Origin of the sequence: Klebsiella sp. KPN54798, assembly GCF_021184225.1 — a bacterium.
GTDB lineage: Bacteria > Pseudomonadota > Gammaproteobacteria > Enterobacterales > Enterobacteriaceae > Klebsiella > Klebsiella pneumoniae.
This window is the reverse complement of the sequence record NZ_CP089234.1, coordinates 3572176-3594387: the sequence shown is the minus strand read 5'-3', so window position 1 is coordinate 3594387 and position 22212 is coordinate 3572176. Positions and strand designations below refer to the sequence as shown.

General features: G+C 58.0%; 24 protein-coding genes. 15 read left to right on the top strand and 9 right to left on the bottom strand.

The features are described 5' to 3' along the window. The first annotated feature begins 196 nt into the window (after positions 1 to 196). Positions 197 to 580 carry an inner membrane protein YbjM gene (gene ybjM, locus LPQ25_RS17360; protein ID WP_002896351.1) on the top strand — a complete coding sequence of 128 codons (384 nt, stop codon included), beginning with the start codon at positions 197 to 199 and terminating at the stop codon, positions 578 to 580. A gap of 6 nt (positions 581 to 586) precedes the next feature. Here ybjM and LPQ25_RS17355 read toward each other — a convergent pair whose 3' ends face one another. Continuing rightward, entirely contained in the window at positions 587 to 850 is a 264-nt protein-coding gene (locus tag LPQ25_RS17355) for a GrxA family glutaredoxin (RefSeq protein ID WP_002896352.1), read from the bottom strand. Between the two features lie 202 nt (positions 851 to 1052). On the opposite strand from LPQ25_RS17355, the gene LPQ25_RS17350 reads away from it, so the two are divergent. From LPQ25_RS17350 to LPQ25_RS17295, 12 genes are all read left to right on the top strand, one after another. Further along, entirely contained in the window at positions 1053 to 1340 is a 288-nt protein-coding gene (locus LPQ25_RS17350; protein WP_004179132.1) for a YbjC family protein, read from the top strand. After that, positions 1324 to 2046, top strand: coding sequence for a nitroreductase NfsA (gene nfsA / locus LPQ25_RS17345; RefSeq protein WP_004179133.1), 723 nt, complete (start codon positions 1324 to 1326; stop codon positions 2044 to 2046). Before LPQ25_RS17350 ends, nfsA begins: the two co-directional genes overlap by 17 nt. A gap of 114 nt (positions 2047 to 2160) precedes the next feature. Further along, the gene (gene rimK / locus LPQ25_RS17340) at positions 2161 to 3063 is read left to right on the top strand and encodes a 30S ribosomal protein S6--L-glutamate ligase (RefSeq protein ID WP_002896363.1); all 903 of its coding nucleotides are present in this window, start codon (positions 2161 to 2163) and stop codon (positions 3061 to 3063) included. An 88-nt stretch (positions 3064 to 3151) separates the two neighbouring features. Then, positions 3152 to 3631, top strand: a complete 480-nt coding sequence (locus LPQ25_RS17335; protein ID WP_002896365.1) for a type III secretion system chaperone family protein — start codon at positions 3152 to 3154, stop codon at positions 3629 to 3631. Between the two features lie 348 nt (positions 3632 to 3979). Next, positions 3980 to 5092 carry a spermidine/putrescine ABC transporter substrate-binding protein PotF gene (potF, locus tag LPQ25_RS17330; protein ID WP_002896368.1) on the top strand — a complete coding sequence of 371 codons (1113 nt, stop codon included), beginning with the start codon at positions 3980 to 3982 and terminating at the stop codon, positions 5090 to 5092. A gap of 163 nt (positions 5093 to 5255) precedes the next feature. Continuing rightward, entirely contained in the window at positions 5256 to 6389 is a 1134-nt protein-coding gene (gene potG, locus LPQ25_RS17325) for a putrescine ABC transporter ATP-binding subunit PotG (protein ID WP_002896370.1), read from the top strand. A gap of 10 nt (positions 6390 to 6399) precedes the next feature. Next, positions 6400 to 7353, top strand: coding sequence for a putrescine ABC transporter permease PotH (gene potH, locus LPQ25_RS17320; RefSeq protein ID WP_002896371.1), 954 nt, complete (start codon positions 6400 to 6402; stop codon positions 7351 to 7353). Then, positions 7350 to 8195: a putrescine ABC transporter permease PotI gene (potI, locus tag LPQ25_RS17315; protein WP_002896372.1), complete on the top strand. Its 846-nt coding sequence runs from the start codon at positions 7350 to 7352 to the stop codon at positions 8193 to 8195. Before potH ends, potI begins: the two co-directional genes overlap by 4 nt. 57 nt (positions 8196 to 8252) lie before the next feature. Further along, complete coding sequence (locus LPQ25_RS17310; protein ID WP_002896376.1) at positions 8253 to 8741, top strand: YbjO family protein; 489 nt, start codon at positions 8253 to 8255, stop codon at positions 8739 to 8741. 41 nt (positions 8742 to 8782) lie between these two features. Then, entirely contained in the window at positions 8783 to 9910 is a 1128-nt protein-coding gene (rlmC, locus tag LPQ25_RS17305) for a 23S rRNA (uracil(747)-C(5))-methyltransferase RlmC (protein ID WP_012737712.1), read from the top strand. 78 nt (positions 9911 to 9988) lie between these two features. After that, on the top strand, positions 9989 to 10705 hold the full coding sequence (locus tag LPQ25_RS17300) for a response regulator transcription factor (protein ID WP_002896380.1): 717 nt from the start codon (positions 9989 to 9991) through the stop codon (positions 10703 to 10705). Further along, positions 10702 to 12174: a sensor histidine kinase gene (locus LPQ25_RS17295; protein WP_002896382.1), complete on the top strand. Its 1473-nt coding sequence runs from the start codon at positions 10702 to 10704 to the stop codon at positions 12172 to 12174. Before LPQ25_RS17300 ends, LPQ25_RS17295 begins: the two co-directional genes overlap by 4 nt. A gap of 86 nt (positions 12175 to 12260) precedes the next feature. Here the strand turns inward: LPQ25_RS17295 and artJ are convergent, their stop codons facing one another. The 6 genes from artJ to LPQ25_RS17265 all read right to left on the bottom strand — a co-directional run bounded on the left by artJ (position 12261) and on the right by LPQ25_RS17265 (position 16789). Then, the gene (artJ, locus tag LPQ25_RS17290; RefSeq protein ID WP_002896384.1) at positions 12261 to 12992 is read right to left on the bottom strand and encodes an arginine ABC transporter substrate-binding protein ArtJ; all 732 of its coding nucleotides are present in this window, start codon (positions 12990 to 12992) and stop codon (positions 12261 to 12263) included. A 183-nt stretch (positions 12993 to 13175) separates the two neighbouring features. After that, on the bottom strand, positions 13176 to 13844 hold the full coding sequence (gene artM, locus LPQ25_RS17285) for an arginine ABC transporter permease ArtM (protein ID WP_004191163.1): 669 nt from the start codon (positions 13842 to 13844) through the stop codon (positions 13176 to 13178). Beyond that, positions 13844 to 14560, bottom strand: coding sequence for an arginine ABC transporter permease ArtQ (artQ, locus tag LPQ25_RS17280; RefSeq protein ID WP_002896386.1), 717 nt, complete (start codon positions 14558 to 14560; stop codon positions 13844 to 13846). The genes artM and artQ overlap by 1 nt, the downstream gene beginning before the upstream one ends. 6 nt (positions 14561 to 14566) lie before the next feature. Further along, positions 14567 to 15298: an arginine ABC transporter substrate-binding protein ArtI gene (gene artI, locus LPQ25_RS17275; RefSeq protein ID WP_002896390.1), complete on the bottom strand. Its 732-nt coding sequence runs from the start codon at positions 15296 to 15298 to the stop codon at positions 14567 to 14569. 20 nt (positions 15299 to 15318) lie between these two features. Further along, positions 15319 to 16047: an arginine ABC transporter ATP-binding protein ArtP gene (artP, locus tag LPQ25_RS17270; protein ID WP_002896392.1), complete on the bottom strand. Its 729-nt coding sequence runs from the start codon at positions 16045 to 16047 to the stop codon at positions 15319 to 15321. Positions 16048 to 16273: 226 nt separating this feature from the next. Next, positions 16274 to 16789: a lipoprotein gene (locus LPQ25_RS17265; protein ID WP_002896394.1), complete on the bottom strand. Its 516-nt coding sequence runs from the start codon at positions 16787 to 16789 to the stop codon at positions 16274 to 16276. An 878-nt stretch (positions 16790 to 17667) separates the two neighbouring features. Here LPQ25_RS17265 and LPQ25_RS17260 point away from each other — a divergent pair. After that, a complete protein-coding gene (locus LPQ25_RS17260; protein ID WP_004183512.1) occupies positions 17668 to 18807 on the top strand; it encodes a GGDEF domain-containing protein in 1140 nt (379 codons plus the stop codon). 31 nt (positions 18808 to 18838) lie between these two features. Further along, positions 18839 to 19669: an N-acetylmuramoyl-L-alanine amidase gene (locus LPQ25_RS17255; protein WP_012737713.1), complete on the top strand. Its 831-nt coding sequence runs from the start codon at positions 18839 to 18841 to the stop codon at positions 19667 to 19669. Here the strand turns inward: LPQ25_RS17255 and LPQ25_RS17250 are convergent. Both LPQ25_RS17250 and LPQ25_RS17245 read right to left on the bottom strand, forming a co-directional pair. Then, on the bottom strand, positions 19666 to 20679 hold the full coding sequence (locus LPQ25_RS17250) for an NAD-dependent epimerase/dehydratase family protein (protein ID WP_002896399.1): 1014 nt from the start codon (positions 20677 to 20679) through the stop codon (positions 19666 to 19668). The two genes, LPQ25_RS17255 and LPQ25_RS17250, sit on opposite strands and share 4 nt — an antisense overlap. An 87-nt stretch (positions 20680 to 20766) precedes the next feature. Further along, complete coding sequence (locus LPQ25_RS17245) at positions 20767 to 22209, bottom strand: SDR family oxidoreductase (RefSeq protein WP_002896401.1); 1443 nt, start codon at positions 22207 to 22209, stop codon at positions 20767 to 20769. Positions 22210 to 22212: the final 3 nt, after the last annotated feature.

Here is a 22212-nt window from a genome sequence, read left to right as displayed (position 1 = left end):
TTCGCGTTGTCGCGAACCTATTCTGGCACCCTGTTATAACCAGCAAAAATATACCGCTAGTTTAATCCTTCCTGGATGCGGCGGCTAGTGACAATCGTTTTTAGGCTGGTAGGGGAGTTATTGGCATGGATTGCCGAAATGCTTTATCTGACTGGGCGACGTGGACGTGAGTTAGAGGCAACATCAGGAGGATACGGTGAAATCTGAGCGTAGTTGGGCCGGCATTATCTGTGGCTTCGTTCTGTTCATTGTGGTGTGCTTATCGTTGTTGTTACATATGAAAGGGGCATTTCGCGCCAGCGGCAACCCGGAGCTGGGCCTGCTCTTCTTTTTGCTGCCAGGGGCGGCGGCGAGCTGTCTCTCTCCCGGACGGCGGGTGCTGCGTCCTTTGCTCGGCGCGATACTGGCGGCGCCGGTCTGCATGGTGACGATGCGGCTGTTCTTCGTGACCCACCGGACGTTCTGGCAGGAGATGGCGTGGGTGTTGAGCGCCGTGTTCTGGTGCGCGCTTGGGGCATTGTGCTTTTTGTTTATCTGCGCCTGGCTTGATACCTGGCGCAGTCATTCATCGAGCAAATAAATTGACTCAGGCAAACAGGCCGAGATTCTCTTTTGCCCAGGCTTCAAAATCGGTGCAGCCGCCGATGTGTTTCTGGTCGACGAAAATCTGCGGCACGGTTTCAACCGGTTTGCCAACGGTTTTTTCCAGGTCAGCTTTGCTGATGCCTTCGGCATGAATATCCACGTAGCGGTAGTTGAAATCATCACGCTCGTTGGTCAGTTTTTCTGCCAGTTCTTTAGCGCGAACGCAGTAAGGGCAGCCTGGACGACCAAAAATAACGGTAAACATTGCTTCTCTCCTTAAACCTCAGCCGGATGGCGAATGGCGCTTATGATGCCTGCAACGGGCGGGGAGGGAAAGAAGGTTCTGCCTTTTACTTCGATGGTTTACGGCTATGTTTGATAAATGTCGGACTGTCAAAACCCGTATACTGGCCCGACGGCGCGGTGGAATTGGCTGGCGCGCCGCGTTTATCAACCGGAGAGGCGTGATGCGAAAATTTGCCCCATTGCCGAAAAGCATACTGCTGGTTGAGATCCTCGGGATGGGGCTGTTAACCCTCGCCTGGCTCTCCCTTAACCAGTATGTCCAGCTGCCTGCGCCCATTGCCAGCCCGACCGCGGCGCTGGTGATGCTCTTTGCCGGGATCGTGCTGATGATCCCCGCCGCCCTCGTCGTGATGTGGCGGATGGCGCAGATCGTGGCCCCGCAGTTAACGCACTCTCCAAAGCCTGAATCCTTGTCTGACAGAGAAAAACGTAATGACGCCGACCATTGAGCTGCTGCGCAGCCACCGTTCCATCCGCCACTTCACCGATGCCCCCGTGAGCGACGAACAGCGCGCAGAGATTATCGCCAGCGCGCAAGCGGCATCTACCTCGAGTTTTTTACAGTGCACCTCCATCATCCGTATTACTGACCCGGCGCTGCGTGAACGTCTGGTCCCGCTGACCGGCGGCCAGCAGCACGTCGCCCAGGCGGCGGAGTTTTGGGTCTTCTGCGCCGACTTTAATCGCCACCTGCAGATCTGCCCACAGGCGCAGCTGGGGCTGGCGGAACAGCTGCTGATCGGCGTTGTCGATACGGCGCTGCTGGCGCAAAACGCGCTGACCGCCGCCGAGTCCCTCGGACTAGGGGGCGTCTATATCGGCGGGTTGCGCAACAGCATTGAGGCCGTCACAGAGCTGCTGGAGCTGCCGCAGCACGTCCTGCCGCTGTTCGGTCTTTGCCTTGGCTGGCCGGCGGATAACCCGGACATCAAGCCGCGGATGCCGGCGGCCATGCTGGTGCATGAGAACCGCTATCAGCCGCTGGATAACGCGCTGCTGGCGGAGTATGACGAACAGCTGGCGCACTATTATCTGTCGCGCGGCAGCAACGCCCGCCGCGATACCTGGAGCGACCATATCCGGCGCACTATCGTGAAAGAGAGTCGTCCGTTTATTCTTGACTATCTGCATAAGCAGGGGTGGGCAACGCGCTGATTACGTGTACACTGCTGCTCCGGCCAGGTGATATCCGCCGCCGGCCGCAGGAAAGGTGAAAGTGTGTTCGATAGCTGAGGCCCGCCAGAGCGGGTCTTTTCGCAGAGGTGCAGGATGAAAATTGCCATATTATCCCGGGATGGAACGCTTTATTCATGTCGGCGCCTGCGCGAAGCAGCGCAACAGCGCGGTCATCAGATCGAGATCCTCGATCCGCTTTCCTGTTATATGAACGTCAGCCCGGTGGCCTCGTCGATCCACTACAAAGGGCGTCAGCTGCCGCACTTTGATGCGGTGATCCCGCGCATTGGCTCGGCGATCACCTACTATGGCACCGCGGCCCTGCGCCAGTTTGAGCTCCTGGGAAGCTATCCGCTGAATGAGTCGGTCGCCATCACCCGCGCTCGCGATAAGCTGCGCTCGCTGCAGCTGCTGGCGCGCCAGGGCATCGATCTGCCATTGACCGGCATCGCTCACTCTCCGGATGACACCAGCGATCTGATCGCCATGGTGGGCGGCGCGCCGCTGGTGGTGAAGCTGGTGGAGGGCACCCAGGGGATCGGCGTGGTGCTGGCGGAGACCCGCCAGGCGGCGGAGAGCGTGATCGACGCCTTTCGCGGACTGAACGCTCATATTCTGGTGCAGGAATACATTGCCGAAGCGAAAGGGTGCGATATCCGCTGCCTGGTGGTCGGCAATGAGGTGGTGGCGGCGATCGAGCGGCGGGCGAAAGAGGGGGATTTCCGCTCTAACCTGCACCGCGGCGGCATGGCCACGGTGGCGCAGATTAGCGACGAGGAGCGGGCCATTGCCATCAAGGCAACGCAAACTCTCGGGCTGGACGCCGCCGGTGTCGATATTTTACGCGCCGCCCGCGGGCCGCTGGTGATGGAGGTGAATGCCTCGCCGGGGCTGGAAGGGGTGGAAACCACCACCGGCGTGGATGTCGCCGGCAAGATGATCGCCTGGATCGAGCGCCAGGCGACGCCGGAATTCTGTTTGAAAATAGGCGGCTAACCGCCGGATGCAAGACGGCCATGGTATGCGGCGCTTTTTTTGCGTAAGCTATGGCGTCGTTTTTCCACTGTAAGAGGTCACAGGCACTATGGATTCACTGGTCGTTCCAGGTCTGGATACGCTACGTCGCTGGCTGGACGAAATCGGCATCAGCTTTTTTGAGTGCGATTCCTGTCAGGCATTGCACCTGCCGCATATGCAGAATTTCGACGGTATTTTTGATGCCAAAATTGACCTGGTGGACAACGTGGTGCTCTTTTCCGCCCTGGCGGAGGTGAAGCCGTCTGCCCTGCTGGCGCTGTCGGCGGATCTCTCGGCCATCAACGCCAGCTCGTTAACCGTGAAGGCGTTTATCGACATTCAGGACGATAATTTGCCCAAGCTGGTGGTTTGCCAGTCGCTGTCTATCGGCCCAGGGGTGACCATGGAGCAGTTCGCCTGGTTCTTCCGCCAAAGCGAAGAGCAGATCTCGATGGTAATCCTCGAAGCCGGCGCAAATCAGCTGCTGTACAAAGGCGAAGAAGAAGAGCCTGCGGCGGAAAACGTGCAATACCATTTTCTTCACTAAACCGGCCTAAAATTAGCGCAGCCACTACCGCAGCGGCTGCGTATTACCCGCTTTTATTCTGCATTTAACCTTTCTTTAAAGCATTATTCACCGCCATTCAGGCCGTTTTGGCTTATCACGTAGACCGTTATTGCATAAAAATTTGATAAAAGGCGTTTTTTTACCTGGGCTATAGCCTCTTATTCTGGCTACAGTTATTCTGGCGATGCTTCCAGTTGCGAGCAACCACTCCGGGAGAGATCCGCTCTCCTTTTCTCAGGCAATGAAAAAATATGCATGATTTTTGCATGCGTAGAAATGCGTATATTTGAGCCCGTAAGTTAACGGGCGTTGAGAAGGAAAAGAGATATGACCGCCTTTGGTAAAAAATGGTTAACAGGTCTGGTTACGGGTGCGCTGATGGCCGTCTCTGCCGGTTCGCTCGCCGCCGAACAAAAAACCCTGCATGTTTATAACTGGTCTGATTATATCGCGCCGGACACGGTAGCGAATTTCGAAAAAGAGACCGGGATTAAAGTGGTGTATGACGTTTTTGATTCCAACGAAGTGCTGGAAGGCAAATTAATGGCGGGTAGCACCGGTTTCGACCTGGTGGTGCCGTCGGCAAGCTTCCTCGAACGCCAGCTGGCGGCGGGCGTGTTCCAGCCGCTGGATAAAAGTAAGCTGCCCAACTGGAAGAACCTTGACCCCGAAGTGCTGAAGCTGGTCGCCAAGCATGACCCGGAGAATAAATACGCCATGCCTTACCTGTGGGCGACGACGGGCATTGGCTACAACGTGGATAAGGTGAAAGCCGTTCTCGGCAAAGATGCGCCGGTGGACAGCTGGGATCTGGTGCTGAAGCCGGAGAACCTCGAAAAACTGAAAAGCTGCGGCGTCTCCTTCCTCGACGCGCCGGAAGAGATTTTCGCCACCGTGCTGAACTACCTCGGCAAAGATCCGAACAGCAGCAAAGCGGATGATTACACCGGCCCGGCGACCGATCTGCTGCTGAAGCTGCGGCCGAACATTCGCTACTTCCACTCTTCGCAATATATTAACGACCTTGCCAATGGCGACATCTGCGTGGCGATCGGCTGGGCAGGGGACGTCTGGCAGGCGGCCAACCGCGCGAAAGAGGCGAAGAACGGCGTCAATGTCTCCTACTTTATTCCGAAAGAAGGCGCGCTGGCGTTCTTTGACGTCTTTGCCATGCCGGCCGACGCGAAGAATAAAGATGAAGCCTATCAGTTCCTTAACTATCTGATGCGTCCGGACGTCATCGCCAAAATCAGCGACCAGGTGTTCTACGCCAACGGCAACAAGGCTTCCACGCCGCTGGTCAGCGAGACTATCCGTAACAACCCGGCGATTTATCCGCCAGCGGATGTGTTCGCCAAACTGTTCACGCTGAAGGTGCAGGATCCGAAGATTGACCGCGTGCGCACCCGCGCGTGGACCAAAGTGAAGAGCGGCAAATAATTCCTGACGGCCCGTCGAATACGGGCCAAATCAGATCTGCACTCGCCGGGAAATAGCAGCGCGCCCGGCGAGCAGAAGCACCAGGATGGTGCAAATGCACTGTTAAGCACGAAGTATGGCACCGGACCATATGGTGATCGTTTTTTTGCCGGAGAGCACCCGATTGAACGACGTAATGCCCCGCCCACAGGCGAAAGCCCCCAAAGCGCTGACCCCGCTACTGGAAATCCGTAACTTAACCAAGTCGTTTGATGGCCAGCATGCGGTCGACGACGTCAGTCTCACTATCTACAAAGGCGAAATTTTTGCTCTGCTGGGCGCGTCAGGCTGCGGGAAATCGACGCTGCTGCGCATGCTGGCGGGCTTTGAACAACCGACCGCCGGGCAGATTATGCTCGACGGCGTGGATCTGGCGCGCGTGCCGCCCTATCAGCGGCCTATTAATATGATGTTCCAGTCCTATGCCCTGTTTCCCCATATGACCGTTGAGCAGAATATTGCCTTCGGCCTGAAGCAGGACCGCCTGCCTAAGGCGGAAATCACCGCCCGGGTGCAGGAGATGCTGGCCCTGGTACATATGCAGGAGTTTGCCAAACGTAAGCCGCACCAACTCTCAGGCGGCCAGCGGCAGCGCGTCGCGTTGGCGCGCAGCCTGGCGAAACGGCCCAAGCTGCTGCTGCTTGATGAACCGATGGGGGCGCTGGATAAAAAGCTTCGCGATCGCATGCAGCTCGAGGTGGTGGATATTCTTGAGCGCGTTGGCGTGACCTGCGTGATGGTGACCCACGATCAGGAAGAGGCGATGACCATGGCGGGCCGTATCGCCATCATGAATCGCGGCAAGTTTGTGCAGATTGGCGAACCGGAAGAGATTTACGAGCACCCGACCACCCGCTACAGCGCCGAGTTTATCGGCTCGGTGAACGTCTTTGAAGGGCTGGTGAAGGAGCGTCTGGAAGACGGTCTGGTGCTAAGCTCCCCGGGACTGATGCATCCGCTGAAGGTCGACCCCGACGCCTCGGTGGTGGACAACGTGCCGGTCTGGGTGGCGCTGCGTCCGGAGAAGATCATGCTGTGCGATGAACCGCCGGCGGACGGCTACAATTTTGCCGTCGGCGAGGTGATTCATATCGCCTATCTGGGGGATCTCTCTATCTATCATGTGCGCCTGCAAAGCGGGCAGATGATCAGCGCCCAGCTGCAGAATGAACACCGCCATCGGAAAGGGACGCCCACCTGGGGCGATGAGGTGCGTTTATGCTGGGATGCTGACAGCTGCGTTGTGCTGACGGTGTGAGGAGAGGGCGATGAATACCGTTGAATCCCCGTCAGGGGCGAAAAAACCGGGCGGCTTCGCGCTGTGGGCGGCGCGCCTGCAGATGGCGCATGGCCGCAAGCTGGTGATTGCGCTGCCCTATCTGTGGCTGATCCTGTTGTTTATGCTGCCGTTCCTGATCGTGTTCAAGATAAGTCTTGCCGAGATGGCGCGGGCGATCCCTCCCTACACCGAGCTGATGGAGTGGGCGGACGGCCAGCTGACGCTGACGCTTAACTTTGCCAACTTCCTACAGTTGACTGACGATCCGCTCTATTTTGAAGCTTATCTCCAGTCGCTGCAGGTGGCGGGTATCTCGACGATCTGCTGCCTGCTGCTGGGCTATCCGCTGGCCTGGGCGGTGGCGCACAGCAAGCCGTCGACGCGTAATATTCTGCTGCTGTTGGTGATCCTCCCGTCGTGGACCTCGTTTTTGATCCGCGTCTATGCCTGGATGGGGCTGCTGAAGAGCAACGGGGTGTTGAATAACTTCCTGCTGTGGTTAGGGGTTATCGATCAGCCGCTGGAGATCCTGCACACCAACCTGGCGGTGTACATCGGTATCGTGTATGCCTATCTGCCGTTTATGGTGCTGCCTATCTACACCGCGCTGACCCGCATCGACTATTCGCTGGTGGAGGCCTCGCTGGATCTCGGCGCCCGGCCGCTGAAGACCTTCTTCCAGGTGATCGTCCCGCTCACCAAAGGCGGCATTATCGCCGGCTCCATGCTGGTGTTTATCCCGGCGGTAGGCGAGTTCGTGATCCCGGAACTGCTGGGCGGGCCGGACAGCATCATGATTGGCCGCGTGCTGTGGCAGGAGTTCTTTAACAACCGCGACTGGCCGGTCGCCTCGGCGGTGGCGATTGTCATGCTGCTGTTGCTGATCGTGCCGATCATGTGGTTCCACAAGCACCAGCAAAAGCAGATGGGAGAGCAGGGATGAACGACTTGCCGGTAGTACGCTCGCCGTGGCGCATTCTGATCCTCGTGCTCGGGTTCACCTTCCTCTACGCCCCGATGCTGATGCTGGTGATCTACTCGTTCAACAGCTCGAAGCTGGTAACGGTCTGGGCCGGATGGTCGACGCGCTGGTATAGCGAACTGTTCCACGATGATGCGATGATGAGCGCGGTAGGATTGAGCCTGACCATCGCCGCCTGCGCGGCGACGGCGGCGGCGATCCTCGGTACCATCGCCGCGGTGGTGATGGTGCGCTTTGGGCGTTTTCGCGGCTCCAACGGCTTCGCGTTTATGATCACCGCGCCGCTGGTCATGCCGGACGTGATCACCGGTCTCTCGCTGCTGCTGCTGTTCGTGGCGCTGGGACATGCCATCGGCTGGCCGTCGGACCGCGGCATGTTGACCATCTGGCTGGCGCATGTCACCTTCTGTACCGCCTACGTGGCGGTGGTGATCTCCTCGCGCCTGCGCGAGCTGGACCACTCCATTGAAGAGGCGGCGATGGATCTTGGCGCCGCGCCGCTGAAGGTCTTCTTCGTCATCACACTGCCGATGATTATGCCGGCGGTGATCTCCGGCTGGCTGCTGGCCTTCACGCTGTCGCTGGATGACCTGGTGATCGCCAGCTTTGTCTCCGGTCCCGGGGCCACGACCTTGCCGATGCTGGTCTTCTCCAGCGTGCGCATGGGGGTCAACCCGGAGATCAACGCCCTGGCGACGCTCATCCTCGGCGTGGTCGGTATTGTTGGTTTTATCGCCTGGTATTTGATGGCCCGCGCAGAAAAGCAGCGAGTGCGCGATATCCAGCGTGCAAGACAAGGCTGAACCACCTAAAATCGGTACAGCAGCCTCCGGTCGGCGCCACCCTGTGGCGCCGTTTTCATGGAAGACATTACGTTGGGATTGTTTACGAAAACTCGCTCATCGCATGCCCGCCTTAACGTCCCTGCGCTGGTGCAGGTGGCGGCCTTTGCTATTATTTTGATTCGTGGCCTGGATCTGCTGATGATCCTCAATCTGTTGGGCCTGCAGGGGCTGAACGAATTCATACACCGCAGCGTTCAGACATGGAACCTGACGCTGGTCTTTCTCGGCAGCCTGGCGCTGGTGTTTATCGAAATCTGGTGCGCCTTCTCGCTGGTGAAAGGGCGCAACTGGGCGCGCTGGATCTATCTGCTGACGCAGATTATCGCTGCCGGCTACCTGTGGGCGGCATCGCTGGGCTACGGGTATCCGGAGCTGTTCAGCATTCCCGGGGAATCAAAACGAGAAATTTTCCACTCGCTGGTGATGCAAAAACTGCCGGATCTGCTGGTTCTGACGCTGCTGTTCGTGCCGGCGAACTGCCGTCGCTTTTTCCGCCTGCAATAACGGTGATACAATCCCCGCCCCTGGATTTTTGAAGGTCAATTATGCATTGCGCACTCTACGACGCCGGCCGTTGCCGCTCCTGTCAATGGCTGGAGCGGCCGGTCCCGCAACAGCTCGCCGATAAAATGGCCGATCTGCGCACGCTGCTGGCGGCGATCCCGGTCGCAGCCTGGGGCGAGCCGGTCAGCGGGCCGGAGGCGGCTTTCCGTAACAAGGCTAAAATGGTGGTCAGCGGCAGCGTTGAGCGTCCGCTGCTGGGGATGCTGCACCGCGATGGCACTCCGGTGGACCTCACCGACTGCCCGCTCTATCCCGCCGGGTTTGCCCCGGTTTTTGCTGCCCTGAAGCCCTTTATCGCCCGCGCCGGGTTAACACCTTACAACGTCGCGCGCAAACGCGGGGAGCTGAAATACCTGCTGCTGACCGCCAGCCAGCAGGGGGAGATGATGCTGCGCTTCGTGCTGCGCTCAGAGGCCAAGGTGGCTCAGCTGCGCGCCGCGCTGCCGTGGCTACAGGCACAGCTGCCGCAGCTCAGCGTGATCACGGCGAATATCCAGCCGGTGCATATGGCAATCATGGAAGGTGAGCAGGAGATCTTCTTCACCGAACAGCAGGCGCTGGGGGAGGTCTTTAATGGGGTGCCGCTGTGGATCCGCCCGCAAAGCTTCTTTCAGACCAATCCGGCGGTAGCCAGCCGGCTGTACGCCACGGCCCGCGACTGGGTGCGCGCGCTGCCGGTCCAGCATATGTGGGATCTGTTTTGCGGCGTTGGGGGATTTGGCCTGCACTGCGCGACGCCGACGATGCGCCTGACCGGTATCGAGATCGCCCCGGAAGCCATCGCCTGCGCCAGACAGTCAGCCGCGCAGCTGGGGCTCAGCAATCTGCATTTTCAGGCGCTGGACTCGACGCAGTTCGCCACTCACGAAGCGGATGCCCCGCAGCTGGTGCTGGTTAACCCGCCGCGCCGCGGTATTGGCGCTGAACTATGCGACTATTTAAGCCGCATGGCGCCGCCCTATATTATCTATTCCAGCTGTAACGCCCGCACCATGGCGACCGATATCGCTCGTCTTAGCGGCTATCGCGTTGAGCGGGTCCAGCTGTTTGATATGTTCCCTCACACCGCCCACTACGAAGTGCTGACCCTGCTGGTCCGCGAAGTTTAAACAAAATGTGAAGGCTTTGCGCCGCTGAAATCGGGTAAGCTTGACGCAGCATGTTTTGTTATTGGTGGGGGGAATCTAATGGCCAAAACCATTCTGCTGGTGGAAGATGACGAGGATATAGCCACGCTGCTGCGGCTCAATCTTCAGGATGAGGGCTATCAGATCGTCCATGAAGCCGACGGCGGCCAGGCCCTCGCCCGGCTGGAGACGCAGGTCTGGGATGCGGTGATCCTCGATTTGATGCTGCCCGGCGTCGATGGTCTGGAGATCTGCCGGCGTATCCGCCAGATGACCCGCTACCTGCCGGTGATTATCATCAGCGCTCGCACCAGCGAAATGCACCGCGTGCTGGGCCTGGAGATGGGCGCCGACGACTATCTGGCGAAGCCCTTTTCATTGCTGGAGCTTATCGCCCGCGTCAAAGCGCTGTTTCGTCGCCAGGAGGCGATGGGGCAGAATCTGCTGATGGACGCCGGGCGCCTGTCCTGCCATGGCCTGAGCATCGACCCGCTGTCGCGCGAAGTGAAGCTGCGCGGCGAGACGGTGGACCTCACGCCGCGTGAATTCGACCTGCTGTATTACTTCGCCCGCCACCCCGGGGAAGTGTTTTCCCGGCTGGCGCTGCTGGAGCAGGTCTGGGGATATCAGCACGAGGGCTATGAGCATACCGTCAATACCCATATCAACCGCCTGCGCAGTAAAATCGAACGTGACCCGGCCGAGCCGGACATCATTCTTACCGTCTGGGGAAAAGGCTATAAGTTCGCCCCGGTGACGCAAGAGGCCGCCCCGTGATCCGCCGCCTGAGCCTCAGCCAGCGGCTGGCGCTGGTGGTGGTTTCCTTGCTGATGCTGTGCGCGGTGGCGGTATGCGCGGTCCAGTTACACAGCAGCGCGCAGTATGGCAACGCCATGGTGCAGCGTCTGTCGTCCGGGCTGGCTCAACAGATTGTCGCCCGCGAGCCGTTGCTGGACGCCCACGGCGAGGTCAACCGGCAAACCCTGAAGTCGCTGTTTGACCGACTGATGACCTTTAATCCCAGCGTGGAGCTCTATCTGCTGTCGCCGGATGGCGACCTGCTGGCCGATGCGGCGCCGCCGGGCCATATCCAGCGCCAGCGTATCGACATGGCGCCGGTGCAGGCTTTTCTCACCGGCAGTGCGTCGCCGGTGTATGGCGACGATCCGCGCAGTCCCGACGGACGAAAAGTCTTCAGCGCCGCCCCGCTGCGCGTCGACGGCCAACTGCGCGGCTACCTGTATATCATTTTGCAGGGGGAGACGTTTAATCAGCTGGCGGCCGACGCCTGGCAAAAAACGCTGTGGAGCATTGTTCTGTGGACGCTGCTGCTGGTGGCCCTGTTTGGCCTGCTGGCAGGGGGGCTGGCATGGTTCTGGGTCACCCGGCCGGTCCGCCTGCTCACCGCCCAGGTGGCGGCGAGCGGCCAGGACAGCATCAGCGCCATCAAAACCCTGGCGGCCCGCAGGCCGGAGCCCCGGCCTGGTAACGAGGTGGCGGTGCTCGAGAACCGCTTTATTGACCTTGCCCGGCAGATTGCCGATCAGTGGGATCGGCTGGCCGACAGCGATCGCCAGCGCCGTGAATTTGTGGCCAATATCTCTCACGATTTGCGCACGCCGCTGACTTCGCTGCTGGGGTATCTGGAAACGCTGACCCTGAAGGATGAATGGCTGACCGCCGAGGAGCGCAGGCAGTATCTCACCATCGCCCTGCGCCAGGGCAACAAAGTGCGCCATCTTTCGCAGCAGCTGTTTGAGCTGGCGCGACTGGAGCATGGAGGCATTAAGCCGCAGCGCGAGCGTTTCGCGATGGGGGAGCTGATTTCCGACGTGGCGCAGAAGTTTGAATTAACTGCCCGCACGCGCGAGGTGAACCTGCATATTGATGTACCGGGACCGCTGCCGCTGATTAACGCCGATGTGTCGATGATTGAGAGGGTGGTGACCAACCTGCTCGATAACGCGATGCGGCATACTCCCGTCGGCGGGGAGATCCGTCTGGCGGTCTGGCAGGAGAATCAACAGCTTCAGGTCGAAGTGGCAGACAACGGAGCGGGCGTCGATGCCGCGTTGCGCGACGATCTGTTCCAGCGGCCGTCGGCGTTGTCTACCCAGGCATCGCGGGAGGATCGCGGTGGGTTAGGGTTGCTGATTGTGAAACGAATGCTGGAGCTGCACGGGGGCGATATCAGACTGGTGGAGTCGGTAAGCGGGGCGCGGTTCAGGTTCTTCGTGCCACTTTGAGAAATCGCCGGGTGGCGGCTACGCCTTACCCGGCCAACGGGGAAGAGCGGTGGCCGGGTAAGCGCAGCGCCACCCGGCGAAAAAAGTTACTCCGGGAACCACTGGTTGCTAATTTTCTGGTAGGTACCGTCGGCCTTAATCGCTTTCAGCGCGGCGTTCAGTTTCTCCAGCAGCGCCTTGTTATCCGGGCGCACGGCAATGCCGAGTCCGGTGCCGAAGTATTGCGGGTCGGTCACTTTCGGCGTGGCTGCCCCCAGCTGCGGGTTAGTTTTCAGCCATTCGTTGACCACCGCGGTGTCGCCGAACACGCCGTCGATACGGCCATTTTTCAAATCGATAATCGCATTCTGGTAGCTGTCATAGGCGACGGTCTTCACCTCAGGATGCTTATCCTGCAGATATTTCTGGTGGGTGGTGCCGTTTTCCATGCCGATCCGTTTGCCTTTCAGGTCATCGAAAGAATGGAACGCATCTTTTTTGGCGATCACCAGCGCCGAGTTGGCGTAGTACGGGTCGGTGAAGGCCACCTGCTTGCTCCGCTCCGGCGTAATATCCATTCCGGAAATCACCGCATCATATTTCTTGAACTTCAGCGCCGGGATCAGGCTGTCAAACGCGTGGTTGGTAAAGGTACATTCTGCCTGCATTTGTTTGCACAGCGCGTGGGCCAGATCGATATCAAAGCCGACAATCTGATTATTAGCGTCCATCGATTCAAACGGCGGATAGGTTGCGGAGACGCCAAAGCTGATTTTTTCCGCGGCAGCGGCGCCGAACGCGAAAGAGGTGAGCAGTGCAGCCAGAACTAACTTTTTCATCGTGGAACTCCCGTCTGTCTATCTTATGATTATTCACCGTGTCTGCGGCATAGAGTGACAATGCCATTAAATGAATTTATATGCAATAAAAATGATTAAGTATTTCTATCGTCATAAAAAAAGACGGACAGGTGTTTGACTTGTCCGCCTTGCTGTTTGCTTTTTATGCAATATGCTCAGGTGCTAGCTACGTCGCTCGAAGGCCAGCGCTTTGCGTTCCACCAGGCGCATCAGCAGCGTCAGCAGTCCATTAACGATGAGATAGATAATCCCGGCGGCGCCGAACACCATCACGTCGTAGGTGCGTCCATACAGCAGCTGGCCGTGGCCCATCACTTCCATCAGCGTGATGGTGTAGGCCAGAGAGGTACTCTTGAAAACCAGCACCACTTCGTTGGAATAGGACGATAGCGCACGCTTAAAGGCGTACGGCAGCAGGATCGCTAGGGTATCCTTTTTACTCATTCCCAGCGCGCTACAGGACTGCCATTGCCCGTCGGGGATCGCCCGGATGGCGCCATAAAACAGCTGAGTGGTGTAGGCGGCGCTGTTGAGCGACAGAGCGATCAGGGCGCACAGCCACGGCTCGGAGATAAGATGCCACAGCCACGGATACTCCTGCAGCGAAGGGAACTGTCCCGGGCCGTAGTAGATCAGGAATATCTGCACCAGCAGCGGCGTACCGGTAAACAAGGTGATATAGCCGCGCACTATCCATACCAGCCCCGGCGTCTTCAGGGTCAGGATAATGGTGAGGATCAGCGACAGGATCAGCGCCACGATAATCGACGCCACGGTCAGCGTCAGGCTGGTATGCAGTCCTTTCAGCAGTTCGGGTAAATAGTCGAGCATCAGCCTGGTCTCCGTTCGAAGCGCGTCGCACGCTGGTCAATCCGCTTAAGGATGTATTGACTCAACAGGGTGATGACGAGATAGATTGCCGCCGCAATGATATACCAGTTAAAGGGTTCCTGAGTGCGGGTGGCGATGCTTTTGGTCTGCAGCATCAGATCGTTGACGCTGATCAGGCTCACCAGCGCGGTGTCCTTCAGCAGCACCAGCCACTGGTTACCGAGGCCGGGCAGGGCATGGCGCCACATCTGCGGCATCACCAGACGGAAGAATATGGCCGCTTTCGACAGCCCCAGCGCCTGGCCGGACTCCCACTGGCCCTGCGGAACCGCTTTCAGCGCGCCGCGCAGCGTTTGCGAGGCGTAAGCGGCATACAGCAGCGACAGGGCGATCGCCCCGCAGAGGAACGGGCTGACGTCAAAGTTCTCAATCTGCATCTGCACCGGGATCTGCGTGAACCCGAGCGGGATGGTGAAACCGTCAGAGAGCGTCAGCAGCAGCTGGGAAGAGCCGAAATAGATAAACAGCACCACCAGAATTTCCGGTAGCCCGCGCAGGATGGTCACTATGCCGGTTGCAAGCCAGGCTACCGGGCGCCATTTCACTGACTCCAGTACCGCAAAGAGCATCGCCAGGACCAGGCCGATGACGAGCGCGCAAACGGCAAGGCCGACGGTCATCCCGGCGGCGCTTGCTAATGGAAAAATTTCGTTCATTCAGTCTTACTTCTGGAACCATTTGTTATAGATGGTCTGGTAAGTGCCGTCTTTCTTCACTTTTTCCAGCGCAGCGTTAAATTTCTGCTGCAGGTCGGTGTTGCCCTGACGTACGGCAATGCCCAGCCCGGTGCCGAAATAGGCTTTGTCGGTCACTTTATCGCCCACGGCCGCCAGCTTCGGATTGCTCTTCAGCCATTCGGTCACCACGGCGGTGTCACCAAAGACCGCGTCGATACGACCGTTCTGCAGGTCCAGCTTCGCATTCTGGTAGCTGTCGTAAGGCACGGTAGTGATTTCCGGATGTTTATCGGTGATGAATTTCTGGTGGGTGGTGCCGTTCTGCACGCCCACTTTTTTGCCCTTCAGCTGGTCAATGCTGGTGAACTTACCCTGCTGGCCGACGAACAGCGCCGAGTTGTCATAATACGGGGTAGAGAACAGCACCTGCTTTTCACGCTCCGGCGTGATGTCCATCCCGGCCATGACCGCGTCGAAACGGCGGAATTTCAGTCCCGGGATCAGGCTGTCAAAGGCCTGATTGGTGAAGGTACAGGTGGCGTCGATCTCTTTACACAACGCGTTCGCCAGATCGACATCGAAACCGACGATCTGGTTGTTGGCGTCCACCAGCTCAAACGGAGGGTAAGAGGCCTCGGTGGCGAAACGAATGGTCTGCGCGGCGGAAGCGGAGAGGCTCATGCCTGCGAGCAGGGCGGCAATCAGTACTTTTTTCATCGTCATTTCCCCGAAAAACATCAATGTGAAAGATAGTTTTTAAACGCGTCAGTTTGCGGATGCGTGAAGCAGGAGGCATCCCCTTGCTCGACGATATGGCCATTTTCCATATACACCACCCGGCTGGCCGTCTTGCGCGCCACTTCAACTTCGTGGGTGACGATAACCTGGGTAATGCCGGTTTCAGCCAGCTCGCGGATGATGCTGACGATCTGGGCAGTGATTTCCGGGTCGAGCGCCGCGGTAGGCTCATCGAACAGCAGAACCTGCGGCTCCATCATCAGCGCGCGGGCGATAGCCACCCGCTGTTGTTGGCCGCCGGATAAATGCAGCGGGTAACGATCGCTGTACGGCTTCAGACGCAGGCGCTCCAGCAGCTTCTCTGCGCGAGCCAGCGCCTGATCCTTGCTTAACCCCAGTACGCGACAGGGGGCCTCGATCAGGTTCTGCTGTACCGTCAGGTGCGGCCACAGGTTGTATTGCTGAAAGACCATGCCGACGTTCTGACGCAGCTCGCGAATCGCTTTATCGGACGGCGCTCTGGTGAAGTCGAATTGGTTGCCGGCGATGGATAACGAACCGGACCGCGGCATCTCCAGCAGGTTGAGTACGCGCAGCAGCGAGCTCTTCCCGGCACCGCTGGGGCCGAGCAGCACCAGCGTTTCCCCCTGCGGGCAATCCAGCGTGATGTCGAACAGCGCCTGGTGTGCGCCGTAGAAGCAATTAATGCCGTTTAGTTTAATACTCATCTGGGCAGTCTGATACGAATAGCTATTGAGGCCGCAAATACTACCTTTGGCAGAATAGTTATGCAATATTTATGCGTTAAAAGTTAAATCTAAACCACGTTTAGCTTTAAAGTTAGCACAAAATATGGCCTGGTGGGTGAGGGGGGCGCAAATGTCGGCATTCCTGGGGCGAATACCGACATTTTACCGGGGTTATCGTTTCAGCGGCGTCGCTTCAACTCCGGAATCAGCGTTTCTCCAGACTCTGTCGCAGCGTCCCGGCTGGCGCATGGCTGTTGTTGCCGAGATAGCGAACGTCATCGACGGCCCAGCACTGGCCTTCCTGGATCATCAGCACTTCATCTTTCCAGCTCTGGGTGCCCTGTTTCAGATCGACGCGCAGCGGAATATTGCGCGCATCGCGGTTCGGGATGGTGGAGGCGCTGGCGACCACGGCGCTGTCTGCCGGGGTGCTGCTGCTGGAGAACGGATTAGCCTGCAGTAATTTGCTGTTGGCGGGATCCTGGCGGGCGTCATTGAGTAACTGCGCCAGGCCGTCGCTCAGATAGGGGCGCAGCGCCGCCGGATCCTGAGTACGATTCTGGATCTGGGTGTCGTAGAATTTTTGCGCTACGTCGTCAGGGCCGCCTTCGACGCAGGGGCCGCTGCGGGTGCCATTATCTTTATAGGCCGGGGTGACGGTCGTACAGGCGCTGAGCGCCAGCGCGCAAGGGAGAAGTACAGCAAAAAGTTTGTAGCGCATGATGATTTCCTTATAAGCGAACTACGTTTTCAGTTTCCGTTAAAGCATAGCGTATAGCGTGCGGATTGTACTTGACGCAAAGAGCTAAGACCTTGATGTGGCTACAGCCTTAGGGCGGGAAATCGGCACGGGGATGACAGAATTCCGTCAGGCGCTAAAAGGCAGGGCAGTATAAAAATAAACTTAATTTTCCCGTGAACAAGAAATATTACACCGTAAAATAGGGAAATGGCTCTTGAAAGATAAGGGTAATTATTTCTTCTTATAGATGCGAGTGGCGACGTGCATTTTTTTATCCGTATTACCGGAGGAGGGGACAATGACGCCCCCCTTGTTCATTTGTTTTTTTAATCAGCTCTTCACGGGCATCGTTGGATGCGGTTTGACCAGTAGAGGAAATGGCGCCGATTTTGGTATATTGCGTATGGACTTTATCAAAATCTGTTTTGTTAAAATTTCTGCGGAGACGGCATTGGCCGCTTAAAACAATGCTGTACCTGCCACTAAAGCTGCATATTTAATATTCTTAGCCCCTATTGTTTATCTTGCTATCATCATGCTCTTGTTTGCATTCACCAATGAATGATTTCAGATTGAACTCACATTGCTTTTTGTAAGCAAAATGCTGCAATTTAATGACGGTTAGTTAACACTTTTTAGCGAAAAGATGACGTATTTCGCAGTGCTGATGCTTGTTTTTTGAGCCGGTTACCCATCGGGAGCGGACCAGGCTAATTTCTTCAGTCGTTAGCTGAAAATCACCCTGAGAGGCCGGAGCTGAGGGGATAGGGCGCTGACAGACATTCCCGGTAACATGGTTTATCATATAGAAAAGCAGGGGCTGCGCCCATGGTCATGCAGGTCACCAGGGAGATAAGATGTTAACAAATAAGCGAGAGCGCGCCCGGCAGCAGCGAGCCGCGTTGTGGGCCACCAGAGATAATGTCCAGCGCCATGCGCTGTCCATGAGTATGCCCTGGCTGGCCTTTGTCAATATCGCTTTTGCGTTAATGATTTTCTTCCGCAATTTTATCTTTACCTATTTTGATAAGAGGCTACTGACGCACCGGGCGGTTATTCCTTATATCGAAGCGGCGTTGATTGCGGTTATTATCATTTCGGCCATTTTAGTGATTATTGCCCTCACGCCGCGACTGGCGCAGGGACGATATACGTTGAATATCATCACCGGGCTGCTGCTGGCGCTCAGTCTGTGCTGGTCCCTGAGTAATTATTGTTTTATTTTTTTCTGGACCTTGCCCTTTGCCTGGCCGCTGCTGGTGATATTAATGACTACCGGCCTCACCGCGCTGTATCACCATTGGCCCGGCATTACCGCTTTTATGCTGCCGCTATGGGTGACCGCCTTGCTGGCGGGAATACAGCTCCACTATCACACCGAGATCCGCTTTTTGATCCTCTGGGCCATTTTTACCGCGATTTTGCTGTATGGCCGACGTATTTTGCAGCGCTGGTATGACGAAGCCTGGGATACCCACCAGGAGAATATGCAGCTTATTCAGCGGCTGGAAAGTATCGCCAACCAGGATGCCTTAACCGGAACCGCTAACCGTCGGGCGCTCAATGCTTACCTGGCGGCGATCTGGCAGCAAAAAACGCCGCTGGCGCTGATGATGATCGATGTCGATTATTTTAAGCGCTATAACGATCGCTATGGCCATCAGGCTGGTGATGAGTGCTTATCTTCTGTCGCGCAGGTGCTTAAAATGGCGGTCCGGGCGGAGGGCGATCTGGTGGCTCGCTACGGCGGCGAAGAGTTTGTCGTCGTGTTGCCCGGGGTGTCCTTAGCGCATGCCACCGCTATTGCCGAGCGCATTCAGCAGAAGATCCGCGAGGCAGGCCTACCGCACGCCGCTTCGGCGGTGGCGTCGGAGGTCACCGTGAGTATCGGGATCGTCGCCTCCGATGGCACGGTCCCGATAGAGACGCTGATCGCCCGGGCGGACAGTGCGCTGTATCAGGCGAAAAATAATGGACGTAATCAATGGTCTTATTAACCCGGAGACGCTGCCGGGCAAGGGAGAAGGGATGAAACGGATGATGCGGATCGTGCTGCTGGCGCTGCTGCTGACCGGCTGCGCTGGGGAAAAGGGCATTATCGATCGCGACGGATACCAGCTGGACACCCGTCATCCGGCGCAGGCTGCCTATCCGCGAATAAAGGTGTTAGTGATCCACTATACGGCTGACAATTTTGATGTCTCGCTGGCCACGTTGACCGATAAAGAGGTCAGCTCCCACTATTTAATTCCTGAACAGCCCCCGCGTTATCAGCATAAACCGCGGATCTGGCAGCTGGTGCCGGAAGAGGATTTAGCCTGGCACGCCGGGGTAAGCTACTGGCGCGGCAGTACGCGCATTAACGATACCTCCATTGGCATTGAGCTGGAGAACCGCGGCTGGCAGAAGACGGTGGGCGTCAAAAGTTTTACCCCCTTTCATCCGGAACAGATTGCGGCTCTGATCCCGCTGGCGCGCGATATCATCGCCCGCTACCACATCGCGCCGCAGAATGTGGTCGCCCATGCGGATATCGCCCCGCAGCGCAAAGACGATCCGGGGCCGTTATTCCCCTGGCAACAGCTGGCGCAGCAGGGGATCGGCGCCTGGCCTGACGAGCAGCGGGTGGCCTTTTATCTCAACGGGCGGCCGGCCAGCGAGCCAGTGGACCCCGAAATCGTACTGGATTTGCTCTCGCGCTATGGCTATCAGGTGACGCCGGAGATGACCCCCGCGCAGAAGAAGCGGGTGATTATCGCCTTCCAGATGCACTTTCGTCCGCAGCGCTGGGATGGGGTAGCGGATGCGCAAACCGAAGCGATAGCCGAGGCGCTGTTAGAAAAATATGGCCAGGGTTAGCGGTGTAGTTTACCGTGGTCGCGAAGCCAGGCGGCGGTGCGCACGATGCCGTCGTCAAGCGTCACCACCGGCTGATAGCCCAGCTCGTCCTGCGCGCGGGTGATATCGAGCGTAAAATCAAAGTTAAGCTTGGAGACGCCGTAGTGGGTAAACGCGGGTTCTTTGGCGGTTTTATCGCCAAAGCGCTCCATGCTGCGGGCGATAATATCCAGCATCGGATAGGGAACTGAGCGGATCCGGCATTTGATACCGAGCTCGTCGATCAATTTCTGCACGATGCTCCGCAAGGTGCGCGGTTCGCCGTTGCTGATATTCCACGCGCGGGCGGAGGGAAGATGATCGCAGGCCGGCTGGCTCGCCAGCCACATCGCATGTACGGCGTTTTCATAATAGGTCATGTCGACCAGCGCGCTGCCGCCGCGCGGGAGCAGGACGCTGCCATAATGCTGCATCATTTGCGCCAGCCGGGGGATAAAGACTTTGTCGTGCGGCCCAAACAGGCTCTGCGGCCGCAGAATGGTAAAACGGGTATGCGGGTTAGCCTGCGCCAGCAGGTTGATCACCTCCTCGCTGGCCGCCTTGCTGCGGGCAAACTCGTTGGCGAAGCGGTGTGGACGGAAATCTTCCTGGATATCACGATGATGGTGATAATCAAAATAGAGCGATGGCGAAGAGATATGGACGAAATTGCGCACTCCCCATGCCACTGACCATTCGCCCAGACGACGGGTGGCGCGGACGTTAGCGAGATCGAAAGCCTGCTGAGTGCCCCATGGCGAGGTAAAGCTGGAGCAGTGCCATAGGGTATCGATACCGGCGAGCATCACTTTAGCCTGCGAAGAGACCAGCTCGGTTAAATCTGCCGGGATGAATTCCGCCCCCATTTTGCTCAGAAGCTTGCCCATCGCTTCGTTGCGCCCGGTCGCTCGCACGCTGATGCCCTTGTTGCGCAGATATTCCACTGCGTTGCGGCCTAATCCGCTGGTCGCACCGGTAACCAGTACCTTCATATCACTCTACTGTCCCAGAAAAGAATTTCGTGCGCATTTTTCCGTGATTCTCCCGACTATGCAATGAGAATCATGAAAGAATAACGCTTATCCTTCGACTCTGCCTGAGATTTGTTCGGCCAGCCGGGCGATGCGTTGCGCCATACCGCGGAAAATAAACAGGTGCGCCGGGATCATCAGCAGCCAGTAGATCAGGCCTGGCATACCGTGCGGGTGCCACCAGGCGCGCACGTCCAGTTCACGACGATCGCCTTTATCGTTAATGGTAAAGCTTAATCGGCCCAGCCCGGGCGCTTTCATACCGAATAGCAGGGTGAGCTGTTTTTCTTCCTCCACGATAATTACCTTCCAGCTGTCGACCGTATCGCCGGTTTGCAGATAAGCGCGCTGCGGCCGCCCTTTGGCCAGCCGGTGGCCGACCAGCAGATCCATCGCGCCGCGGGTTTTCCACAGCAGATTGCCGAAAAAATACCCCTCTTCACCGCCGATTTGGTTAACGACCTGCCACAGGGCCTGGCGGCTTGCCTGAGTGGCGACGGTGCAACCTGCCTGCTTCGGATAGTAGCCGTACTCCGGTCGCCAGCGGGCGAAAGCCTGAGCGTCGTAGCCCCAGTCGCTGGAGTTTACTAACTGCTCTTCTTCTTTCAGCGTGCGGCGAACCGCCTGATCGAAGGGGATCAGCGTTTGCGGGATCAGCGCCCGCAGCGCCCGATCGTCAGCGATTAGATCGTGCTTCAGCCCCTGAATCAGCGCCTTGGCGATGGTCGGCGGCACCGAGGTGATGACATTGAGGAACCACACCGAGATCCAGCGCGTCGGCAGGGGAATGGGAATGAGCGGGCGATGTTTACCGCTGACGGCCATAAAGCGAATGAACTGCTGCTGATAGCTTAACACCTCCGGACCGGCGGCTTCGAAGACGCGGTGCGCATCGGAGGGATGATTCAGCAGCTCAACCAGGTCAACGAGCAGGTTTTCCAGCGCGACAGGGGTAGTACGCGAACGTACCCAGCGCGGAGGGGTTAGCACCGGCAGGTTATAAACCATGTCGCGCATCACCTCGAAGGCGGCGGAGCCGGCGCCGACGATAATCCCGGCCCGCAGCTCGGTCACCGGCACGCCCGACTCACGCAGGAGATCGCCGGTAATCTGACGAGCGCGCAGATGGTCGGACTGCTCCTGCGCCGGGGCCTGCAGCGAACTGAGAAATATCACCTGGCGCACTGATGACTGACGCAGGGCATCGCGCACATACGTCGCCACCCGCCGCTCATGGGCGATAAAATCACCGCCTTCGCCCATGCCGTGGACCAGATAATAAAGGGTATCGATACCGGTGAGTAGCGCAGGCAGGTCCTGCGGCTGATTGAGATCGACTGACCGGCAGGTAACGCCGGGCAACGCGAGTTTTTGCAATCGGTCGATATGGCGTGCCGCCGCCAGCACCGGATAGCCCCGCGCGCTTAATGCGCGCACCAAATGCTGGCCAATATAACCGCTGGCGCCGAGCACCAGAACTGATTGCGACACGCC

Bases quoted from the DNA above. Each gene is read 5' to 3' on its own strand.
- LPQ25_RS17355 (WP_002896352.1), bottom strand. From the start codon at position 850: ATGTTTACCGTTATTTTTGGTCGTCCAGGCTGCCCTTACTGCGTTCGC.
- LPQ25_RS17350 (WP_004179132.1), top strand. From the start codon at position 1,053: ATGCGAAAATTTGCCCCATTGCCGAAAAGCATACTGCTGGTTGAGATC.
- nfsA (WP_004179133.1), top strand. From the start codon at position 1,324: ATGACGCCGACCATTGAGCTGCTGCGCAGCCACCGTTCCATCCGCCAC.
- rimK (WP_002896363.1), top strand. From the start codon at position 2,161: ATGAAAATTGCCATATTATCCCGGGATGGAACGCTTTATTCATGTCGG.
- LPQ25_RS17335 (WP_002896365.1), top strand. From the start codon at position 3,152: ATGGATTCACTGGTCGTTCCAGGTCTGGATACGCTACGTCGCTGGCTG.
- potF (WP_002896368.1), top strand. From the start codon at position 3,980: ATGACCGCCTTTGGTAAAAAATGGTTAACAGGTCTGGTTACGGGTGCG.
- potH (WP_002896371.1), top strand. From the start codon at position 6,400: ATGAATACCGTTGAATCCCCGTCAGGGGCGAAAAAACCGGGCGGCTTC.
- potI (WP_002896372.1), top strand. From the start codon at position 7,350: ATGAACGACTTGCCGGTAGTACGCTCGCCGTGGCGCATTCTGATCCTC.
- LPQ25_RS17310 (WP_002896376.1), top strand. From the start codon at position 8,253: ATGGAAGACATTACGTTGGGATTGTTTACGAAAACTCGCTCATCGCAT.
- rlmC (WP_012737712.1), top strand. From the start codon at position 8,783: ATGCATTGCGCACTCTACGACGCCGGCCGTTGCCGCTCCTGTCAATGG.
- LPQ25_RS17300 (WP_002896380.1), top strand. From the start codon at position 9,989: ATGGCCAAAACCATTCTGCTGGTGGAAGATGACGAGGATATAGCCACG.
- artJ (WP_002896384.1), bottom strand. From the start codon at position 12,992: ATGAAAAAGTTAGTTCTGGCTGCACTGCTCACCTCTTTCGCGTTCGGC.
- artM (WP_004191163.1), bottom strand. From the start codon at position 13,844: ATGCTCGACTATTTACCCGAACTGCTGAAAGGACTGCATACCAGCCTG.
- artQ (WP_002896386.1), bottom strand. From the start codon at position 14,560: ATGAACGAAATTTTTCCATTAGCAAGCGCCGCCGGGATGACCGTCGGC.
- artI (WP_002896390.1), bottom strand. From the start codon at position 15,298: ATGAAAAAAGTACTGATTGCCGCCCTGCTCGCAGGCATGAGCCTCTCC.
- artP (WP_002896392.1), bottom strand. From the start codon at position 16,047: ATGAGTATTAAACTAAACGGCATTAATTGCTTCTACGGCGCACACCAG.
- LPQ25_RS17265 (WP_002896394.1), bottom strand. From the start codon at position 16,789: ATGCGCTACAAACTTTTTGCTGTACTTCTCCCTTGCGCGCTGGCGCTC.
- LPQ25_RS17260 (WP_004183512.1), top strand. From the start codon at position 17,668: ATGTTAACAAATAAGCGAGAGCGCGCCCGGCAGCAGCGAGCCGCGTTG.
- LPQ25_RS17255 (WP_012737713.1), top strand. From the start codon at position 18,839: ATGAAACGGATGATGCGGATCGTGCTGCTGGCGCTGCTGCTGACCGGC.
- LPQ25_RS17250 (WP_002896399.1), bottom strand. From the start codon at position 20,679: ATGAAGGTACTGGTTACCGGTGCGACCAGCGGATTAGGCCGCAACGCA.